Source organism: Flavobacterium sp., from assembly GCF_032153895.1.
Lineage (GTDB): Bacteria > Bacteroidota > Bacteroidia > Flavobacteriales > Flavobacteriaceae > Flavobacterium.
The window spans coordinates 1-15,718 of record NZ_JALDYN010000017.1 but is presented as its reverse complement, the minus strand read 5'-3'; the positions used below and the strand labels follow the sequence as shown (position 1 = coordinate 15,718).

Annotated in this window: 18 protein-coding genes and 1 tRNA gene; 11 read left to right on the top strand and 8 right to left on the bottom strand. The window is 38.4% G+C overall.

The window, feature by feature from the left end:
• Positions 1–23 precede the first annotated feature (23 nt).
• The 3 genes from RUH60_RS07485 (at position 24) to RUH60_RS07475 (ending at position 1,748) form a co-directional block, all read left to right on the top strand.
• Positions 24–785, top strand: a complete 762-nt coding sequence (locus RUH60_RS07485) for an META domain-containing protein (RefSeq protein WP_313806967.1) — start codon at positions 24–26, stop codon at positions 783–785.
• Positions 786–800: 15 nt separating this feature from the next.
• Positions 801–1,187: a DUF1398 domain-containing protein gene (locus RUH60_RS07480; RefSeq protein ID WP_313806965.1), complete on the top strand. Its 387-nt coding sequence runs from the start codon at positions 801–803 to the stop codon at positions 1,185–1,187.
• Between the two features lie 90 nt (positions 1,188–1,277).
• Positions 1,278–1,748: a hypothetical protein gene (locus RUH60_RS07475; protein WP_313806963.1), complete on the top strand. Its 471-nt coding sequence runs from the start codon at positions 1,278–1,280 to the stop codon at positions 1,746–1,748.
• Between the two features lie 15 nt (positions 1,749–1,763).
• Here the strand turns inward: RUH60_RS07475 and RUH60_RS07470 are convergent, their stop codons facing one another.
• Both RUH60_RS07470 and RUH60_RS07465 read right to left on the bottom strand, forming a co-directional pair.
• The gene (locus RUH60_RS07470; protein WP_313806961.1) at positions 1,764–2,138 is read right to left on the bottom strand and encodes a YchJ family protein; all 375 of its coding nucleotides are present in this window, start codon (positions 2,136–2,138) and stop codon (positions 1,764–1,766) included.
• A 53-nt stretch (positions 2,139–2,191) separates the two neighbouring features.
• A complete protein-coding gene (locus RUH60_RS07465; RefSeq protein WP_313806959.1) occupies positions 2,192–2,407 on the bottom strand; it encodes a hypothetical protein in 216 nt (71 codons plus the stop codon).
• Between the two features lie 152 nt (positions 2,408–2,559).
• On the opposite strand from RUH60_RS07465, the gene RUH60_RS07460 reads away from it, so the two are divergent.
• Complete coding sequence (locus RUH60_RS07460; protein WP_313806957.1) at positions 2,560–3,555, top strand: metal-dependent hydrolase; 996 nt, start codon at positions 2,560–2,562, stop codon at positions 3,553–3,555.
• Here the strand turns inward: RUH60_RS07460 and RUH60_RS07455 are convergent.
• The 5 genes from RUH60_RS07455 to RUH60_RS07435 form a co-directional block, all read right to left on the bottom strand.
• Positions 3,552–5,156: a class I SAM-dependent methyltransferase gene (locus tag RUH60_RS07455; RefSeq protein ID WP_313806955.1), complete on the bottom strand. Its 1,605-nt coding sequence runs from the start codon at positions 5,154–5,156 to the stop codon at positions 3,552–3,554. The genes RUH60_RS07460 and RUH60_RS07455 overlap by 4 nt on opposite strands.
• 265 nt (positions 5,157–5,421) lie before the next feature.
• A complete protein-coding gene (locus RUH60_RS07450; protein WP_313806953.1) occupies positions 5,422–5,943 on the bottom strand; it encodes an SRPBCC family protein in 522 nt (173 codons plus the stop codon).
• A 15-nt stretch (positions 5,944–5,958) separates the two neighbouring features.
• On the bottom strand, positions 5,959–6,105 hold the full coding sequence (locus RUH60_RS07445; protein WP_313806952.1) for a hypothetical protein: 147 nt from the start codon (positions 6,103–6,105) through the stop codon (positions 5,959–5,961).
• Positions 6,106–6,107: 2 nt separating this feature from the next.
• Positions 6,108–6,650, bottom strand: coding sequence for a hypothetical protein (locus RUH60_RS07440; RefSeq protein ID WP_313806950.1), 543 nt, complete (start codon positions 6,648–6,650; stop codon positions 6,108–6,110).
• Positions 6,651–6,653: 3 nt separating this feature from the next.
• Positions 6,654–7,016, bottom strand: coding sequence for a nuclear transport factor 2 family protein (locus RUH60_RS07435; RefSeq protein WP_313806948.1), 363 nt, complete (start codon positions 7,014–7,016; stop codon positions 6,654–6,656).
• Positions 7,017–7,273: 257 nt separating this feature from the next.
• On the opposite strand from RUH60_RS07435, the gene RUH60_RS07430 reads away from it, so the two are divergent.
• Together RUH60_RS07430 and RUH60_RS07425 are read left to right on the top strand one after the other, a co-directional pair.
• Positions 7,274–7,654: a DUF423 domain-containing protein gene (locus RUH60_RS07430; protein WP_313806946.1), complete on the top strand. Its 381-nt coding sequence runs from the start codon at positions 7,274–7,276 to the stop codon at positions 7,652–7,654.
• A gap of 53 nt (positions 7,655–7,707) precedes the next feature.
• A complete protein-coding gene (locus tag RUH60_RS07425; protein ID WP_313806944.1) occupies positions 7,708–9,759 on the top strand; it encodes a M13 family metallopeptidase in 2,052 nt (683 codons plus the stop codon).
• A 63-nt stretch (positions 9,760–9,822) separates the two neighbouring features.
• Here RUH60_RS07425 and RUH60_RS07420 read toward each other — a convergent pair whose 3' ends face one another.
• Positions 9,823–11,097 carry a Glu/Leu/Phe/Val dehydrogenase gene (locus tag RUH60_RS07420; protein ID WP_313806942.1) on the bottom strand — a complete coding sequence of 425 codons (1,275 nt, stop codon included), beginning with the start codon at positions 11,095–11,097 and terminating at the stop codon, positions 9,823–9,825.
• Positions 11,098–11,330: 233 nt separating this feature from the next.
• Between RUH60_RS07420 and RUH60_RS07415 the strand changes: the two genes are divergently transcribed.
• The 5 genes from RUH60_RS07415 (at position 11,331) to RUH60_RS07395 (ending at position 15,707) form a co-directional block, all read left to right on the top strand.
• Positions 11,331–11,963 carry a Crp/Fnr family transcriptional regulator gene (locus RUH60_RS07415; RefSeq protein WP_313806940.1) on the top strand — a complete coding sequence of 211 codons (633 nt, stop codon included), beginning with the start codon at positions 11,331–11,333 and terminating at the stop codon, positions 11,961–11,963.
• A complete protein-coding gene (locus RUH60_RS07410) occupies positions 11,963–12,751 on the top strand; it encodes a sulfite exporter TauE/SafE family protein (protein WP_313806938.1) in 789 nt (262 codons plus the stop codon). The genes RUH60_RS07415 and RUH60_RS07410 overlap by 1 nt, the downstream gene beginning before the upstream one ends.
• A 55-nt stretch (positions 12,752–12,806) precedes the next feature.
• Entirely contained in the window at positions 12,807–14,222 is a 1,416-nt protein-coding gene (locus RUH60_RS07405; RefSeq protein ID WP_313806936.1) for an MBL fold metallo-hydrolase, read from the top strand.
• Positions 14,223–14,340: 118 nt separating this feature from the next.
• Entirely contained in the window at positions 14,341–15,465 is a 1,125-nt protein-coding gene (locus tag RUH60_RS07400) for a TlpA disulfide reductase family protein (protein WP_313806934.1), read from the top strand.
• Between the two features lie 160 nt (positions 15,466–15,625).
• A tRNA-Tyr gene (locus RUH60_RS07395) sits at positions 15,626–15,707 on the top strand.
• Positions 15,708–15,718: the final 11 nt, after the last annotated feature.

The following is a 15,718-nucleotide window of genomic DNA, read 5'->3' as shown; positions in this document are numbered from 1 at the left end:
TTTACGCAACAAACAACACGACTATGAAAAACCTCATCGTTTTAGGGCTTATGGCACTAACATTCTTATCCTGCAATTCTGCTAAAGAAACCAAAGCAACTGCCGAAACTACTACCGAAACCCTAACCGAAGAAATCTTCTTTTCTGCCACAGGCAACGAACCGTTTTGGCATCTAACTATTTCGGGCAAGGCAATTGTATTCAAATCTTTAGCCGATGACGCTACCTATACCTTCCCGTATACCGAAGCCATTAAAGCGATGGATGCCAACGTAAAACAGTACCGCACTGAGAATGATAAAGGGAAGATGGAAATTACCATTACACAGAAAGAGTGCATCAACGATATGTCCGGGGAAGCAAGTCCGTATAGTGTAACTATCCGATTCAAGAAGAAAACTGGAACAGCACCAACTTATAACGGTTGTGGGGATTATCAATTACCACAACGTTTTCACGACATCTGGGCACTGGAAGAATTAAACGGAAAGAAAGTAACCCTAGCCGATTTTACCAAAGAGATACCTTATTTTGAAATTAATGCCAAAGAGAAAAGTTCTCAAGGCTATGGCGGTTGCAACGGTTTAGGCGGAAGTCTATTCTACGAACCGGGTGTACTGCGCTTTGAACGCGGCATGAGCACCATGAGGTACTGCGGCGATACCAACAAAGAAAACGAACTCTACGCTGCCTTGCATAAAGTAACGCAATACAGTTTTAAAGATACCCACATGGTGCTTTCCAACCCTAACGGTGTTTTGGTCGTAATGAAGAAAGTCGATTAACCAAACAATACAAAAATGTTTACACTGGAAGCCATACAAGCCGCCCACGCTAAAGTAAAAAGCGGTGCCGATTTCCCTGCCTATGTAAAGGATTTAATCGAATTGGGCATACTGTCTTACACCACTTATGTAACCGACGGCCACAGCGACTACAACGGAAGCAACAACTTTAAACTGAGTTCGCCGGCCAAGTACGATGCTTTACCCGTAGCTGACACCTATAATAACCAATTCCTAACCGATTTAAAAGCCCATCAACAAGGCCAAACCGATTACCCTACCTTCCGCAGCGATGCTGCCAAGTCCGGCATAGAAAAATGGATTATGGATATGGAGGCAAAAACCTGTACCTATTACGACAAAGCCGGCAACCTTATTTTAACGGAACAGATACCCGTTTAACAATTAAGCGCTGTTTTGTAATTTAATTCGCAATAATCCGATTGCACACTACAGAAAAAAGCTATATTTTGCAGTACTTAACTTATAGCAATGAAAAAATATAGTGTAAAAAGAGACGGCAAAACCTTTACCATTTCTAACGAAAATAATGATCGTTCTGAAATCATATTTGATGAGAACAATATTGAAGCTACCCTAAGCGGAAGCAGTAAAACACTGCGTGTAGAACGCGATGACGCTACCAAAAACATGGTTTTAAAAGAAAATGGCAAAGCCTTGTTTACCTTCAAGTTTGACTACATTTGGGGAGGAGCCGAAATAGTAACCAACGGAGTCGATACCGGTTACGATATTAAAGGCCGATGGTTCAAACCAGGTACAAGATTAACCAACGAAAACGACAAAGACCTTATTATTGCCACCAAAAAAGACGACGGTTTAGAAGTAGTGGTAGTAGACGAAAACATAGACCCTACTATGGTTTTAGCAACTATCTATTACCATATCTATTCATCGGGCAGTAAAATGCTGTCAGTATTAATCGGAAACATTTCGCATTAAAAATACGGTATAGAACTAATACCACTTCCCATCCACATAGTACCACTGCTCCCCTGCTTTCTTAAAGGTAGATTTTTCATGGTGAGTGTGTGGTACTAATTGCGCATCGAGATAGTACGCTTTAAATTCTACTACGCTTTCCGAAGCTTTAACAATTTCCAGCCGAACCCAATGATTCTCAGACGCAAAAGCCAATAAATCTTTTTTGTTATGATACTTTCGGGTAGACAGATGCGTTGTAGCCAACAGATAATCCGCGTTTTGAACGCAATAGGCAGAATATCGGGAGCGCATCAACGCTTCAGCAGTAGGTGCTTTCTCTTTTCCTAAGATAAACGGCTCACAACATTCCGCAAAAGACTGCTCCGAACCGCAATAACAATTTGCCATCTTTTTAATTATGAATTATGAGTTATGAATTACTGAATACATCTTCTCACTAACTACTGCCCACTAACCTTCAAATGCAACTGATTCAAAAGCACCTGATACTTACTGATTTCAATAAGCTGCTCATCTTCTTCTGCATAATCAATCAATTCGTCCAGTAGTTCACTTGCATCTACTAATTTGTTGTTCGCACCTTTTAAGTCTTTCGCTGCCAATAAATCGATAGCTTGTTGTACGGTTATTTGAAGTTCGGTAAAGTTGATTTCCATAAGTGTAGTATTTCCACAAAACTACGAAGATATTGGAAGTTATGAATTATAAGTTATGAATTATAAGTTATTGACTCATATAACTGAACACTGAACACTGAATACTGAACACTCCTCACTTCTCACTTCTCACTTTTCACTATCTTTACCCTATGGATTCTCTAACCCAAATAACCCTAGGCATTGCCGTAGCCGAAGCCTGCGCCGGAAAGCAACTCAAAAACAGAACCTTTTTATACGGAGCTATCTTGGGTACAATTCCAGATTTAGATGTTTTAGTGGGGAAGTTCCTCAACCCTATTGACGGGATTCTGATTCACAGAGGATTGAGTCATTCGTTACTGTTTCATTTACTGTTAACATTTCCGCTAGCATGGCTGATAACCAAAATTGAAAAAGGTAAAATAGCGCTAAGAACTTTGGCTTTTATGGTGTTTCTCTGCTTGTTTACGCATGCCCTACTGGATTGGTTTACCACTTGGGGCACGCAGTTGTTGTGGCCTTTGAATAATAGGTTTTCGTTACAGAGTATTTTTGTAATCGATCCGTTGTACACCTTACCGCTTATTTATTTTTTAATTAGAATTTGGCGTACTAAAGACGATAGTAAAAGACGTAACTATGTTACAAAAGGCTTAGTAATCAGCAGTAGTTATTTACTGCTTTCCTGCGTTATCAAGTTGTATGCCTTACAGCAGTTTGAAACCGCTGCCCAGAATCAAAATATAGCTTATTCGGAGATTATTGTAAAACCGAGTCCATTCAACCTCATCCTTTGGAATGCGAACATAAATACGGAAGAAGCCTATCTTATTGGCGATTACTCATTGTTTGACAGTAAACCGATATCTTTCAAAACTTATCCTAAAAATCAGCAGCTTGAAAACCAACTACAAGGAGTTACAGATTTTGAAAAGTTAAAAGTTGCGAGTGAAGGCTGGTACCTCATCACCAAAACAAACAATCATTTATACCTAAACGATTTGCGTTTCGGTCTTTTAGATGATAATCCAGAAGCACCTAAATTTGCTTTCAGTTATCAGTTTGTACAAGGAAAAAATGGTTTACACGCCATTGAAGCCCCAAAAGACAAACGCGACGCCAAAGCCTTACTTTCTAAAATGACCCAACGGATTAAAGGGAATTAACCGCGCAACAAATTAATACTTACCGTAGCAAAATCAGTATTCGGGAACTTTTTGAAGTACAAACTATCCGGAAACAAACCGGCTTCGGCAGCTATTTTGTGCATGACGTTAATCTCTACAATGTATTGGTCAGAAAAACCGTGAGTGGCATCGTAAGCCGTAGCAGCTGTACTTCCGATATTGGCTGCAGTTAATTGCGACGGAACGGTATGCAGTTCAATCATCAGTAAACCGTATTTGTGTACATAAGGCGACCATTTTTTGAAATGCTCCAGCAAATTGTCTTCCACTTCGTTGTTGGTGATATGACGACCGCGATGGGCAAAAGCTCCGGTGGAAGTACTCACTCTGTTTGCTGTTGGTACTTTCGGATCTTCCCAAATTCGGTTGTGATCCAAAAAGGTTCTTACGTTGAGTAAATCTTTTAAATCGATGTTGTAATTCTCCTGTAAATCCTGCGCCAGACCTTCCGGATTACCGATATCACCCCAGATCACTTTCGCCCAGATATCGGCTTTGATTAAATTGGCTCTCGTTACTTTTAAAGCAGCCTGATTGTAATCGGCTCCTACCAAAAATAACGGATGTTCGTCTAATAACTTTCCGCGAATAGTTTGTCTTTCGATTACATTGAAAATATGTTCTAAAAAGGCGCCGTTACCGCAACCCATATCAAGAATTCCTTTGGGCTGTTCGTGTATCGGTTTGTTGAAAAGTTCAATGATAATATCGTCGATAACTTTGAAATACGTAGCATGTGCGCCTCCGCTTCCCCAAACATTCATTTCGCGGTTAACATGAATTTCATCCTGATTAGGTGCCAAATCCCGCATCTCATTCGGATTGCCGAACAATAAGCTTTCCATGTGTTTGAACATTGGCAGATAGGAAACCGTTACGCCGTAAGCCGTAGCTCTTTTGGCGAAGAACAAACCGTCTTCAGTAAATTGGTAATTGCCTTTCTTTTCGGTAAACCAGCCTAAATGGGTGAAGAAATCAAGCATTAAAGTAAAGGCTTCCGGGTTTTTATGAAATTCTTCCGCTCTGAAAGAGGTTTCCATAAAATACTTGTGAAACATACCGCTCATCCCTAAACTCACGATTAAGGGCGCTACCAGATAGCCTTCAATATGCATTAAAATTTGTTGCTGTAAAGCGTTATGCTCTTCATCTTTGGCGATTTTTAAATCGTATTGATTGGCATACTTTTTAAAAAGCGGCTGAAGTTTTTCGATACTGTCGGCTGTAATGGTATTGGAAGTAAAGACATCTGTAGTGTTTAAAAGATGAACAACATCCTGATACAACGGAAACAGCGAGAAAACATATTCGGTGTTAGCATTTGTAGTTATCGTAACCTGACTGGTTTTATTATCAACCTGATAGTCCAGAAACCCCTGTGAAGCGAACAACCGCAAGGCGACATTCATATAGCCTTCATTAGCTTTAAACTTAGCGATTACTTCCTTTAAAGTTGTTTGCTTTTCAGAAAGCAGAAAGTCTAAAACACCTTTGTCTTGTAAGCAAATGGCAACGGGCGCAATAGTTATCCCGTCTAAATGTCTGAAAATGGATTCGCGAAGTTTGGTTTTTGGTATCATGTTGAGAATGTGTATTCTCAAATTTATGAAATTTTATTTACAATAATCTTAAGCGATTAAGTTATCTTTTATTGTACTTTCTTATTGAAAAACGTGCCTTCGAGAGCCTCAGGCACCAACCTATTATTTAATTTATACTGTTCATTTTAGCCCTCGGTGGCTGAGCTTGTCGAAGCCACACTTTTCTACGATTTCGACAGGCTCAGTCTCCGGCTTATATATAGTTATACATTGCGGTGGCTGAGGCTCTCGAAGCCACTTCTGATTATACTTCAAGAATGTTCTTCAGATTCTCCAAACTGGTTTTCATATCCTTTTCCAACATCTTTTCGATCAGGGAAATCATCAGGTTCATCGGATATTTCATGGTGCTTTTGTTGTTCCAAATTACTTTGGTTTGGTTGTCTGAAATGACTTCCAGTTTATAATCGGCATACGCAATTCCTGCCATTGGTCGTATAAAACGGATTTCGGTAGCAACCAACTCGTTTTCGACAAGATTGGTGATTTCCTGCTCGCCTTCTCCTGCTTTGTTGGTGCCTTTCCAGGCGTAGATGAAGCCTTTGATACCATCATCTCCAGTAAATGTTTTTTGGGAATCCGGCTCAGCCATTACCCAAACATTAAAATGATCCTGATTTTTCAGATAGCGTAAATAGTTATACGTTTTCTCTTTTGAAGCATTAACTACTATATCACAATGTACGTTGTAGGTTTTCTTCATTACCAGCGCCGCAACCAGAAACACTGCAATTAATACGGCCAGAAAAATAAAAAATGTCATCATTGAATTTCGTTTAAGTTAGTCGTTGGTTGTATCGTTATTAAACTGCTTCATAATCGCTTTCAGCTTCTCCTTGCGAAGTTGTTCGGCGTCTTTTTCACGGTTCTTTTTCTGATCCACTTTCTTTTTATGTGCCAATCTGTTGGTTTCGTTGCGTCGTCCCATAATTAGATATAGTTTCGTTTGATGTCGATAAAACTCTCATGAGTGGTAATCAGCTGTTCAACAATATCCTTGCGAAGCTCTTCCATAGTATCAAAGGTAAGATGTTTTGCCCAAGATTCCGTACTCAGAATTTCGTGGATAGTTTTAATAGTTTTCGAGGTAGCCGATGCATTGCGGAGCATTTCCTTCCCCTGATACTTCGGATTGTTCTTGTGCTGAAAAGTTACTTCGTTTGTGGTCTTGTTCCATTCGATGTAAAACAGATTTTCCTGTTCGTTATTCGGATGAAAGTCAGTCCAATTGGCATACCCTATTTTTGTTCTTTGGTTGACTGCTTTATCATCTGATGCTAAACGCCAACGACAGTTAGCCGCTCGTCCCCAATGATTGGAAACGCGGTAAACGCCTTCTTCCGTGAAATAATACGAACTCCCTGATTTACTGGTGTGATTTGGTTTTAGACTCTCAATTTCTGTTGCTGAAACTTCTTTGAAAACGCAAAACGTATGCTTGTGGAAATTATATTTGGTGTAGGTTTTATTCATGGATTAATGCGTGGGTGCTTCGGTATTCATTAAATAAGAGGTCAATTGTTTAATCTTCCCGTTCCGCATGTGAAAAACATCACAAAATACTAAATTTAAAACTGGTCCGGATTTTAACTGGCATTGTACGGTGCCTTCGGCGATTACGATATCGTTTTCTTCTACCATTCTGATAATCTCTATAATTGGTTTTCCGGTAAAATTATCGTTTTCAATCTCTTTGTCGAAAGCTGCTTTCCCTTCGATTGTGAAAGAACCGGGAATATGCCAGACTACATCATCCGTAAGACAATTAAGAATTGCTTCATGATTCAATAAGTTGAAAGCGTCCATGTACGACTGGACTGTGGTTTTGTTTTGTGACATCATACACCATTTAACTTCCAAAGTTACTAATTACTTTCTTAAGTATATTTTGAATCATCCTGTCAAAATTAATTGTGTTTATTTTTTTAAAATTATTTTTTAAACACAGTTTTCGTGATTATATTTTTCAAAACAAATTTAAATCACAAAAAACGTGTTCATTTTAGTTTTTTAAAAAAAATAGCACAGAAAATAATTACTGAGCGTCAATATAGTTTTATAACTGTTTAAGTATATTTGAAGATAAAACATTTCTTATGCATGAAATTGCCCTTATTTTTGGAGCCATATACGGAGGTCTAGCAGTAATACTAGGCGCTTTTGGAGCGCATGCCTTAAAAAACCGAATGGATGAAGATTTATTAAAAAGTTTTGAAACCGGTGTAAAATACCAAATGTATCATGCTTTGGTACTTTTGTTTTTAAACCATCTGAATTATTTTCATGCTTTTGAAACCAAATTTATTGCACTATCAACCTGGTGTTTTATAGTAGGTACTTTACTGTTTTCTTTCAGTATCTACGGTTTATGTATAACCAGTATGATTGGAAATAAATGGCGTTTTCTCGGACCATTAACACCAATTGGCGGTTCTCTGCTTGTTGCCGGTTGGGTATTTCTTGGATTATCCGTGTAACAATTTCTAATTTTCACTACTTATTTTACTTGAATATTAACCAATATACATTTATGAAAACAACTGCACTTGCTTTGTCGTTATGTCTGTCAGCTACTTTACTGACGAGCTGTAAAAAAGACGGCAAAGAAAATATGGCCGACTTGCCGGATCCGTTGGTAACCAATCGCGATACTACGGTAAATCCTGCCGATGATTTCTTCCATTATGCCAATGGCGGATGGTTCAAACAACACCCTATTCCTTCGTCTGAAAGAAGTAACGGTATTTTCAGAACAATCGGTGACACCATCAATTCGCAAATTAAACAGATTTGCGTAAAATCATCTGAAAACAAAAACGCTGAAAAAGGCAGTAACGAACAAAAGATTGGTGATTTCTACGCTTCGGGTATGGATGAAGCTGCCATTGAAAAAGCTGGTTTATCGCCTTTAAATCCTAATTTACAGAAAATTGATGCTATTAAAGATGCTTCTTCGTTAATGACCACTATCGGTTATTTACATACACAAGGTGCTGGTCCGGCGTTTGGTTTTTATGTAGGGCAGGATGATAAAATCAGTACGCAATATGCACTATTCTTGTATCAGGGTGGCTTAGGAATGGGTAACCGCGATTACTATTTCAATACCGATGCTGAAACTGCAAAAGTTAGAGCCGAATACGTAAAGCATTTGGAAGCCATGCAGAAACTAACAGGTGCCGATGCAGCAACAGCCAAAAAGAATGCGGCACTTATCATGAAAATGGAAACCGAATTGGCTAAATCTTCCAGAAAATTAGAAGAATTGCGCGATCCAATCCGAAACTACAACAAAATGAAAGTGGCGGATTTAGATAAAACCACATCAGCAATCAAATGGCAACCAGTTTTACAGTCTATGGGTATCAAAAATGCAAATGAAGTAATTGTAGGACAACCGGAATTCTTCAAAGCGTTGAACACTATGGTAGGAAGTTATTCCATCGAAGACTGGAAAGTTTATTTGAAATGGGATTTGATAAACTCTTACGCCTCATATTTAAACAAGGCTATCGACAAACAAAACTTCTACTTCTACTCGACCGTAATGAGCGGCGTTAAAGAACAGAAACCGCGCTGGAAAAGAGTTGTAGAACAAACAGATGGTTCATTAGGCCAATTAATCGGACAGATTTATGTTGCAGAATACCTTCCAAAAGGTTCGAAAGAAAAACTATTGGAAATCGGAAACAACATTCGTGACGTATATGCGAACCGCATCAAACAATTAGACTGGATGAGCGAAGCTACCAAACAAAAAGCGTTGAGCAAACTGTCTAAAATTGTAATGAAAGTAGGTTATCCGGACAAATGGAAAGACATGAGTTCACTTTCTGTGGACAGAAATTCGTATTGCCAAAACGTTATGAATGCAAACGTTTGGTCCTACAGCGATATGATTGCCAAATTCGGAAAACCGGTAGACCGCAACGAATGGCACATGAATCCGCAAACTTATAATGCGTATTACAACCCAAGTAATAACGAGATTGTAGTACCGGCTTGTAACATTATTGTTCCAGGTTTTGAAGGAAGAATGCCCGATGATGCTATTTTGTACGGAATTATCGGCGGTTCGACTTTCGGACATGAAATCACGCACGGTTTTGACGACCAAGGTGCTCAATACGACGAAAACGGAAACTTGAACAATTGGTGGACTGCGGAAGATTTGAAGAAATTCCAGGCAAAAACCAAACTGATTGTAGAGCAATTCAACAACTACACGGTTTTAGGAACCAAACACTTAAACGGTGACGCTACACAAGGTGAAAACATTGCCGATTTAGGCGGAATTGTGATGGGTTACGAAGCATTCAAGAAAACCGAACAATACAAAAAACAGGAAAAAATCAGCGGTTTAACACCAGACCAACGTTTCTTCTTGGCTTATGGCTACGCTTGGATGGTAAACATGAAAGACGAATCGTTAGCGAATCAAATCATGACCGATGTTCACGCACCGGCACAATGGCGCATCAACGGACCGTTAAGCAACATGCCGGAGTTTTATAAAACGTTTGGTGTGAAGGAAGATAATAAGATGTTTATTCCGGTGGAGAAACGCGTTAAAATCTGGTAAGATTACCGCATAAAAAAACCGCTCAATTGAGCGGTTTTTTTTATCTCTAAAAGTTCTACCCGATTAAGGGAAGATACCTCTTTGTTTGTATGCCATTTCAATACGAACCAACGCCTGAATGTAAGCTGCCGTTCTCCAATCCGTTTTGTACTGACCTCCAGTGATAACCACACGGTTGAAAGCATCTTCTACTTTCTTTCTCAATTTGATGATTACGTCATCCATAGTCCAGATTTCTCCGTTACGGTTTTGTAACCACTCAAAGTAAGAACCAATTACACCACCAGAGTTACATAAGATATCTGGAATGATTTCGATTCCTTTTGCTAATAAAATAGCTTCACCTTCTGTATCGATTGGTCCGTTTGCACCTTCAGCGATAACTTGTGCTTTTACTGTATCAGCGTTAGCATCTGTAATTTGGTTTCCTAAAGCTGCAGGAATTACGATATCACAATCCATTCCGAAGAATTCAGCACCGTTGTAATCTTGTGTATTTTTGAAACCTGAAATTGTTCCGTTATCCGCCTGGAAACGTAATAAAGCTTCCGGATCGATTCCGTCTGGATTGTAGATAGTTCCTGTTGCATCCTGAACTCCAACTAAGATTGCTCCGTTTTTGTTCATAAAGTGTGCAGCCCAGTAACCAACGTTACCAAAACCTTGAACGATATATCTTTTACCTTCTAAAGTAGTATTTCTTAATTTAGCCCAAGACTCTAAAGTAGCAACTACTCCAAATCCTGTTGCACGGTCACGACCTTCTAAACCTCCTGAACCTACTGGCTTACCAGTAACTACGTGTTGGTTTCTTGAACGATCAGCTGGAGCTTTTGTAGACATATAAGTATCTGCAATCCAAGCCATCATTTGTGCATTCGTGTTAACGTCTGGAGCAGGAATATCATACTCTGGCCCAATGTTATCTCCTAATGCATAAGCGAAACGACGAGTAATACGCTCTAATTCACCTTGAGAATATTTTTTAGGATCTAACTGGATTCCTCCTTTACCACCTCCGTAAGGAAGTCCTGCTAATGAAGTTTTCCAAGTCATCCAAGTAGCTAATGCTCTTGCTGCATCGATATCTACTGTTGGGTGGTAACGTAAACCTCCTTTGTAAGGTCCTAATACGTTGTTATGCTGAACGCGGTATCCTGTGAAAACTTCTACAGATCCGTTGTCCATTTTCACTGGAAAGTGAACGATAATTTCATTGTTGGTTGAAGAAAGGATTTTTCTAACTGTGTCATCCAATCCCATTACGTTAGCTGCCTTTTCGAACTGATTTTTTACGTTCTCATACATGCTAGGCTGTTGCTTTACTGCTGTTGCCATAGTTTCAATTATTTACAACTTAATTTTGATTGTTTGTTTATTTTTTGAGGCTTTAAAAAAGCAAGCAAATATATAACTATTTTAAGTTTACCCTATTGATTTTTCAATTAATTTTAAGTCTGTTTAGAACAATTTAACACTCCATTTTAATTAGCTTGAACAGAATTATCATTCAGTAACAAAAGTTACCTTATTGATAAAATCAAAAAGCTACATTTGTAAAAAAATAAAGCATGAATCAGTTGCTGCAGGAATCATACAGCTATTTATTTGAAGCACCGCTGCTTGAAGAAATTTCAAGCGTTGGTTTTTCAAAAAAATTTGGTGCCGATGAGGTTTTAATGGAAATCGGCGAAACCATCAAATTCATGCCTTTACTCCTAAATGGTGCCATTAAAATCATGCGCGAAGACGAAAACGGCGACGAACTCCTACTCTATTTCTTGGAACGCGGCGACACCTGCGCGATGACATTAACCTGCTGCTTAGGAAACAATAAAAGTAAAATTCAGGCGGTATCTGAAACTGAAGGTGAATTAATCATGATTCCGATAGAAAAAATGGAAGACTGGGTTGTAAAATACAAATCCTGGCGCAATTTCGTTTTTGAAAGCTACAACACGCGCTTGATGGAAATGCTTGAAGCCATTGACAATCTTGCCTTTATGAAGATGGACGAACGTTTGTACAAATTCCTAACCGATAAAGCCAAAGTATTGGGAACTACAGAAATCTCCAACACGCATCAGGAAATTGCAACAGAAATGCATACTTCAAGAGTAGTCGTTTCACGATTATTGAAGACATTGGAACACGAAGGAAAAATAAAACTGAACCGTAACAAAATAGAAATTTTACAATTCTAATGGAAGTATTTGGGTATTTTGGAGCCTTGTTAATTGGTTTGGTATTGGGTTTAACCGGCGGTGGCGGTTCTATACTTACTGTTCCGTTATTGGTTTATGTTTTGGGAATTAATCCGATAACCGCAACGGCGTATTCACTGTTTATCGTAGGAACAACTTCTTCTTTTGGAGCAGTTCACAATTACATCAAAGGCAATGTTGAACTGAAAAAAGGTTTTTTGTTTGCGATACCATCGTTCACAGTGGTTTACTTAACTCGAAAATACATTGTTCCGATTATTCCGGATGTGATGATCAAAACGTCATTCTTCACTTTAACCAAAGAGGTTTTTCTAATGGTTGTCTTTGGAATAATTATGTTACTGGCATCCTTGTCAATGCTTAAAAAAAGACGGGATTTATCCACAGAAACAAAATCGGATTCCCTTTTTAAATTTATTTTACAAACAGTCGCAGTTGGTTTTTTAATCGGATTAGTTGGTGCTGGTGGTGGGTTTTTAATAATTCCGTCGTTGGTTTTCTTTGCGAAATTGCCGATGCGAAAAGCCGTGGCTACATCACTGTTTATCATTGCACTGAATTCGCTCATTGGTTTTACGGGCGATGTTCAAAATTTAGATATCGATTGGCAATTTCTGTGTATTTTTACCTCGATTTCAGTTACCGGGATTTTTATAGGAATCTATCTTAATAAGTTCCTAAATGATGCCCAACTTAAAAAAGGATTTGGTTACTTTGTACTTTTAATGGCAGTTTTCATTTTAACCAAAGAGTTATTCGGATTGTAACTTAGGTTACTTCAGGTCATTAGAACAAATTTTATCTTTACAGAAAACAAATACTATGAAAATAGAACAAATTTATACCGGATGTATCGCTCACGCTGCTTATTACATAGAAAATAATGGCGAAGCGGCTATATTCGATCCGTTACGAGAAGTACAACCTTATATTGACAAAGCTGCGAAAGATAATGCCACCATCAAATATATTTTTGAAACGCATTTTCACGCCGATTTTGTTTCCGGACATTTGGATTTGGCTAAAAAAACTGGAGCACAAATTGTTTACGGACCAACGGCGAAACCCAATTTTGATGCTATTATTGCAGAAGACAATCAGGAGTTTAAAATCGGAAATGCAACCATTAAAGCTTTGCACACACCGGGTCATACTTTAGAAAGTACTACTTATTTAGTCATTGACGAGAACGGAAAAGAACACGGAATCATCACCGGAGATACTTTGTTTATTGGCGATGTTGGCCGACCGGATTTAGCACAAAAAGTTGCCGATGATTTAACTCAGGAGAAATTAGCCGGAATGTTATTCGACTCGCTTCGCACTAAAATCATGCCTTTATCAGACGATTTGATTGTATATCCAAATCACGGTGCCGGAAGCGCCTGCGGGAAAAACATGAGCAAAGAAACTACTGATACATTAGGCAATCAGAAAAAAGTGAATTACGCTTTACGTGCCGATATGTCTAAAGAGGAATTCATCACAGAATTATTAGACGGATTGGGAGCGCCACCAGCCTATTTCCCACAAAATGTCCAAATGAACATTCAAGGTTACGAAAGTCTGGACAATGTTTTGAACAAAGGAAAACAAGCCTTGGAACCAAAAGAATTTGAAACGATTGCCAACGAATCGGAAGCTTTGGTTTTAGACGTTCGTCATCAGGATTTCTTTGTAAAAGAACATGTCCCGGGATCTATTTTCATTGGATTGGATGGTAATTTCGCTCCTTGGGTTGGTGCCTTAATTATGGATGTTCGTCAACCAATACTTTTAATTACTGCCGAAGGTCGCGAAGAAGAAGCGATTACCCGTTTAGCCCGTGTTGGTTTTGATAACGTTTTAGGTTACTTAAAAGGCGGATTGGAAGCCTGGAAAGCAGTCGGTTTTGAAACAGACAACATGCCTTCAATTTCTCCAGAACAATTTGCATCCGAAAAAGACCAAACCAAATTACTGGTTGTTGATTCAAGAAAACCGGGAGAATATTCAGCGGAGCATGTAGAAAATGCCATCAATATTCCTTTGGATTTTGTAAACGAGCAATTAGCTGAAGTTCCGAAAGAAGAAGATTTTTATATTCATTGTGCAGGTGGTTATCGCTCTGTAATTATGGCTTCCATCTTGAAATCGAGAGGCTATCACAACATGATTAACGTAGAAAAAGGCATGGCCGGAATTCGAAATACGGATATTCCGCTGACGAAATTTGTCTGCCCTTCAACATTAAAATAATTCAATCAGGCTTCGGCCTGATTTTTTTATCTCAAAGACTAACAAAAAATTAAGAATCATCTTTTAAAATTGATACTTATTTTTAAATACTTTTGCACTTCAAACAAATAAACTTAAAATGAAGAGAATTCTTGTAGTAGCAACTCTGGCTGTTTTAGCTTCTTGCAGCAAAGTTGGAGATAATGAATTTTTAATCAGCGGAACAGCTGAAGGTGTTGAAAACGGAAAAATGGCCATTCTTCAGGTTCAGAATGACATGGGAATGCTTCCAAAAGACACCGTTAAAATTGAAAACGGAAAATTTGAAATAAAAGGCGCTAACACAGAAGGCCCTGAAATCGCTTTCATTATGGTTGAAGGTGTAAACAATGGTATGATTCCTTTCATTTTGGAAAACGGAGAAATCAACATTGCCATTGATAAAGACACTATTCAAAAGTCTAAAGTTGGAGGAACAAACAACAACGAAAAGTTTCAAAAGTACAATGACGAATCGAGTGTGATTTTCAAAAAAATGGTTGCATTCCAAAAAGCCAATAAAGATAAATTCATGCAAGCAAGCAAAGCTGGTGACACCGTTACTATCAATAAACTGATGAAAGATAACAAAGTTTATCAGGATGATATGAATAAATTATCTGAGACTTTCGTTGAAAAAAATCCGGATGCTTTTCTTTCCGTACTTTTATTAGAAAATTTCGTATCTAGACAATCGCTTGAGGCTGAAAAAATTAAGACTTTATTCAACAGCTTAGCAACTGATATCAAAAAAAGTAAAAGCGGAAAACGTGTAGAAGAGTTTGTAACCGCTATGACTTCAGTTCAAGTTGGACAGGTTGCTCCTAACTTCTCAGCTAAAAATCCTGAAGGAAAAACAGTTTCTTTAAAAGAATCATTAGGTAAAGTAACAATTATCGATTTCTGGGCTTCTTGGTGCGGACCTTGTCGTGCTGAAAATCCTAATGTTGTAGCGCTTTATAACGAATTTCACGGAAAAGGCTTAAACATCATCGGTGTTTCTTTGGACAAAGACGAAGCAAAATGGAAAGAAGCTATCGCGAAAGACAAATTAGCTTGGGCTCACGTTTCTAACCTTAAATTCTGGGAAGATCCGATTGCAAAACAATACAACGTGAAATCAATTCCGGCAACATTCATCTTAGATGCAAGCGGAAAAATCGTTGCAAAAGACTTACGCGGTGAAGAATTGAAAGCGAAAGTCGCTGAATTATTAGCAAAATAAGCTCATTTCAAAACAATATATTATAAAATCTCCTTCGGGAGATTTTTTTATTTTATTCACAGCCAATACATTAAAAAAAAGTTGCGAATTATCTTTGCTTAACGCTTGCAAAACGAAAAAACAGTTCTATATTTGCAACCGCAATAAGCAATTATGCGTTGGGGAGATACTCAAGCGGCCAACGAGGGCAGACTGTAAATCTGCTGACTAAGTCTTCGCAGGTTCGAATCCTGCTCTCCCCACAAACAAAAAA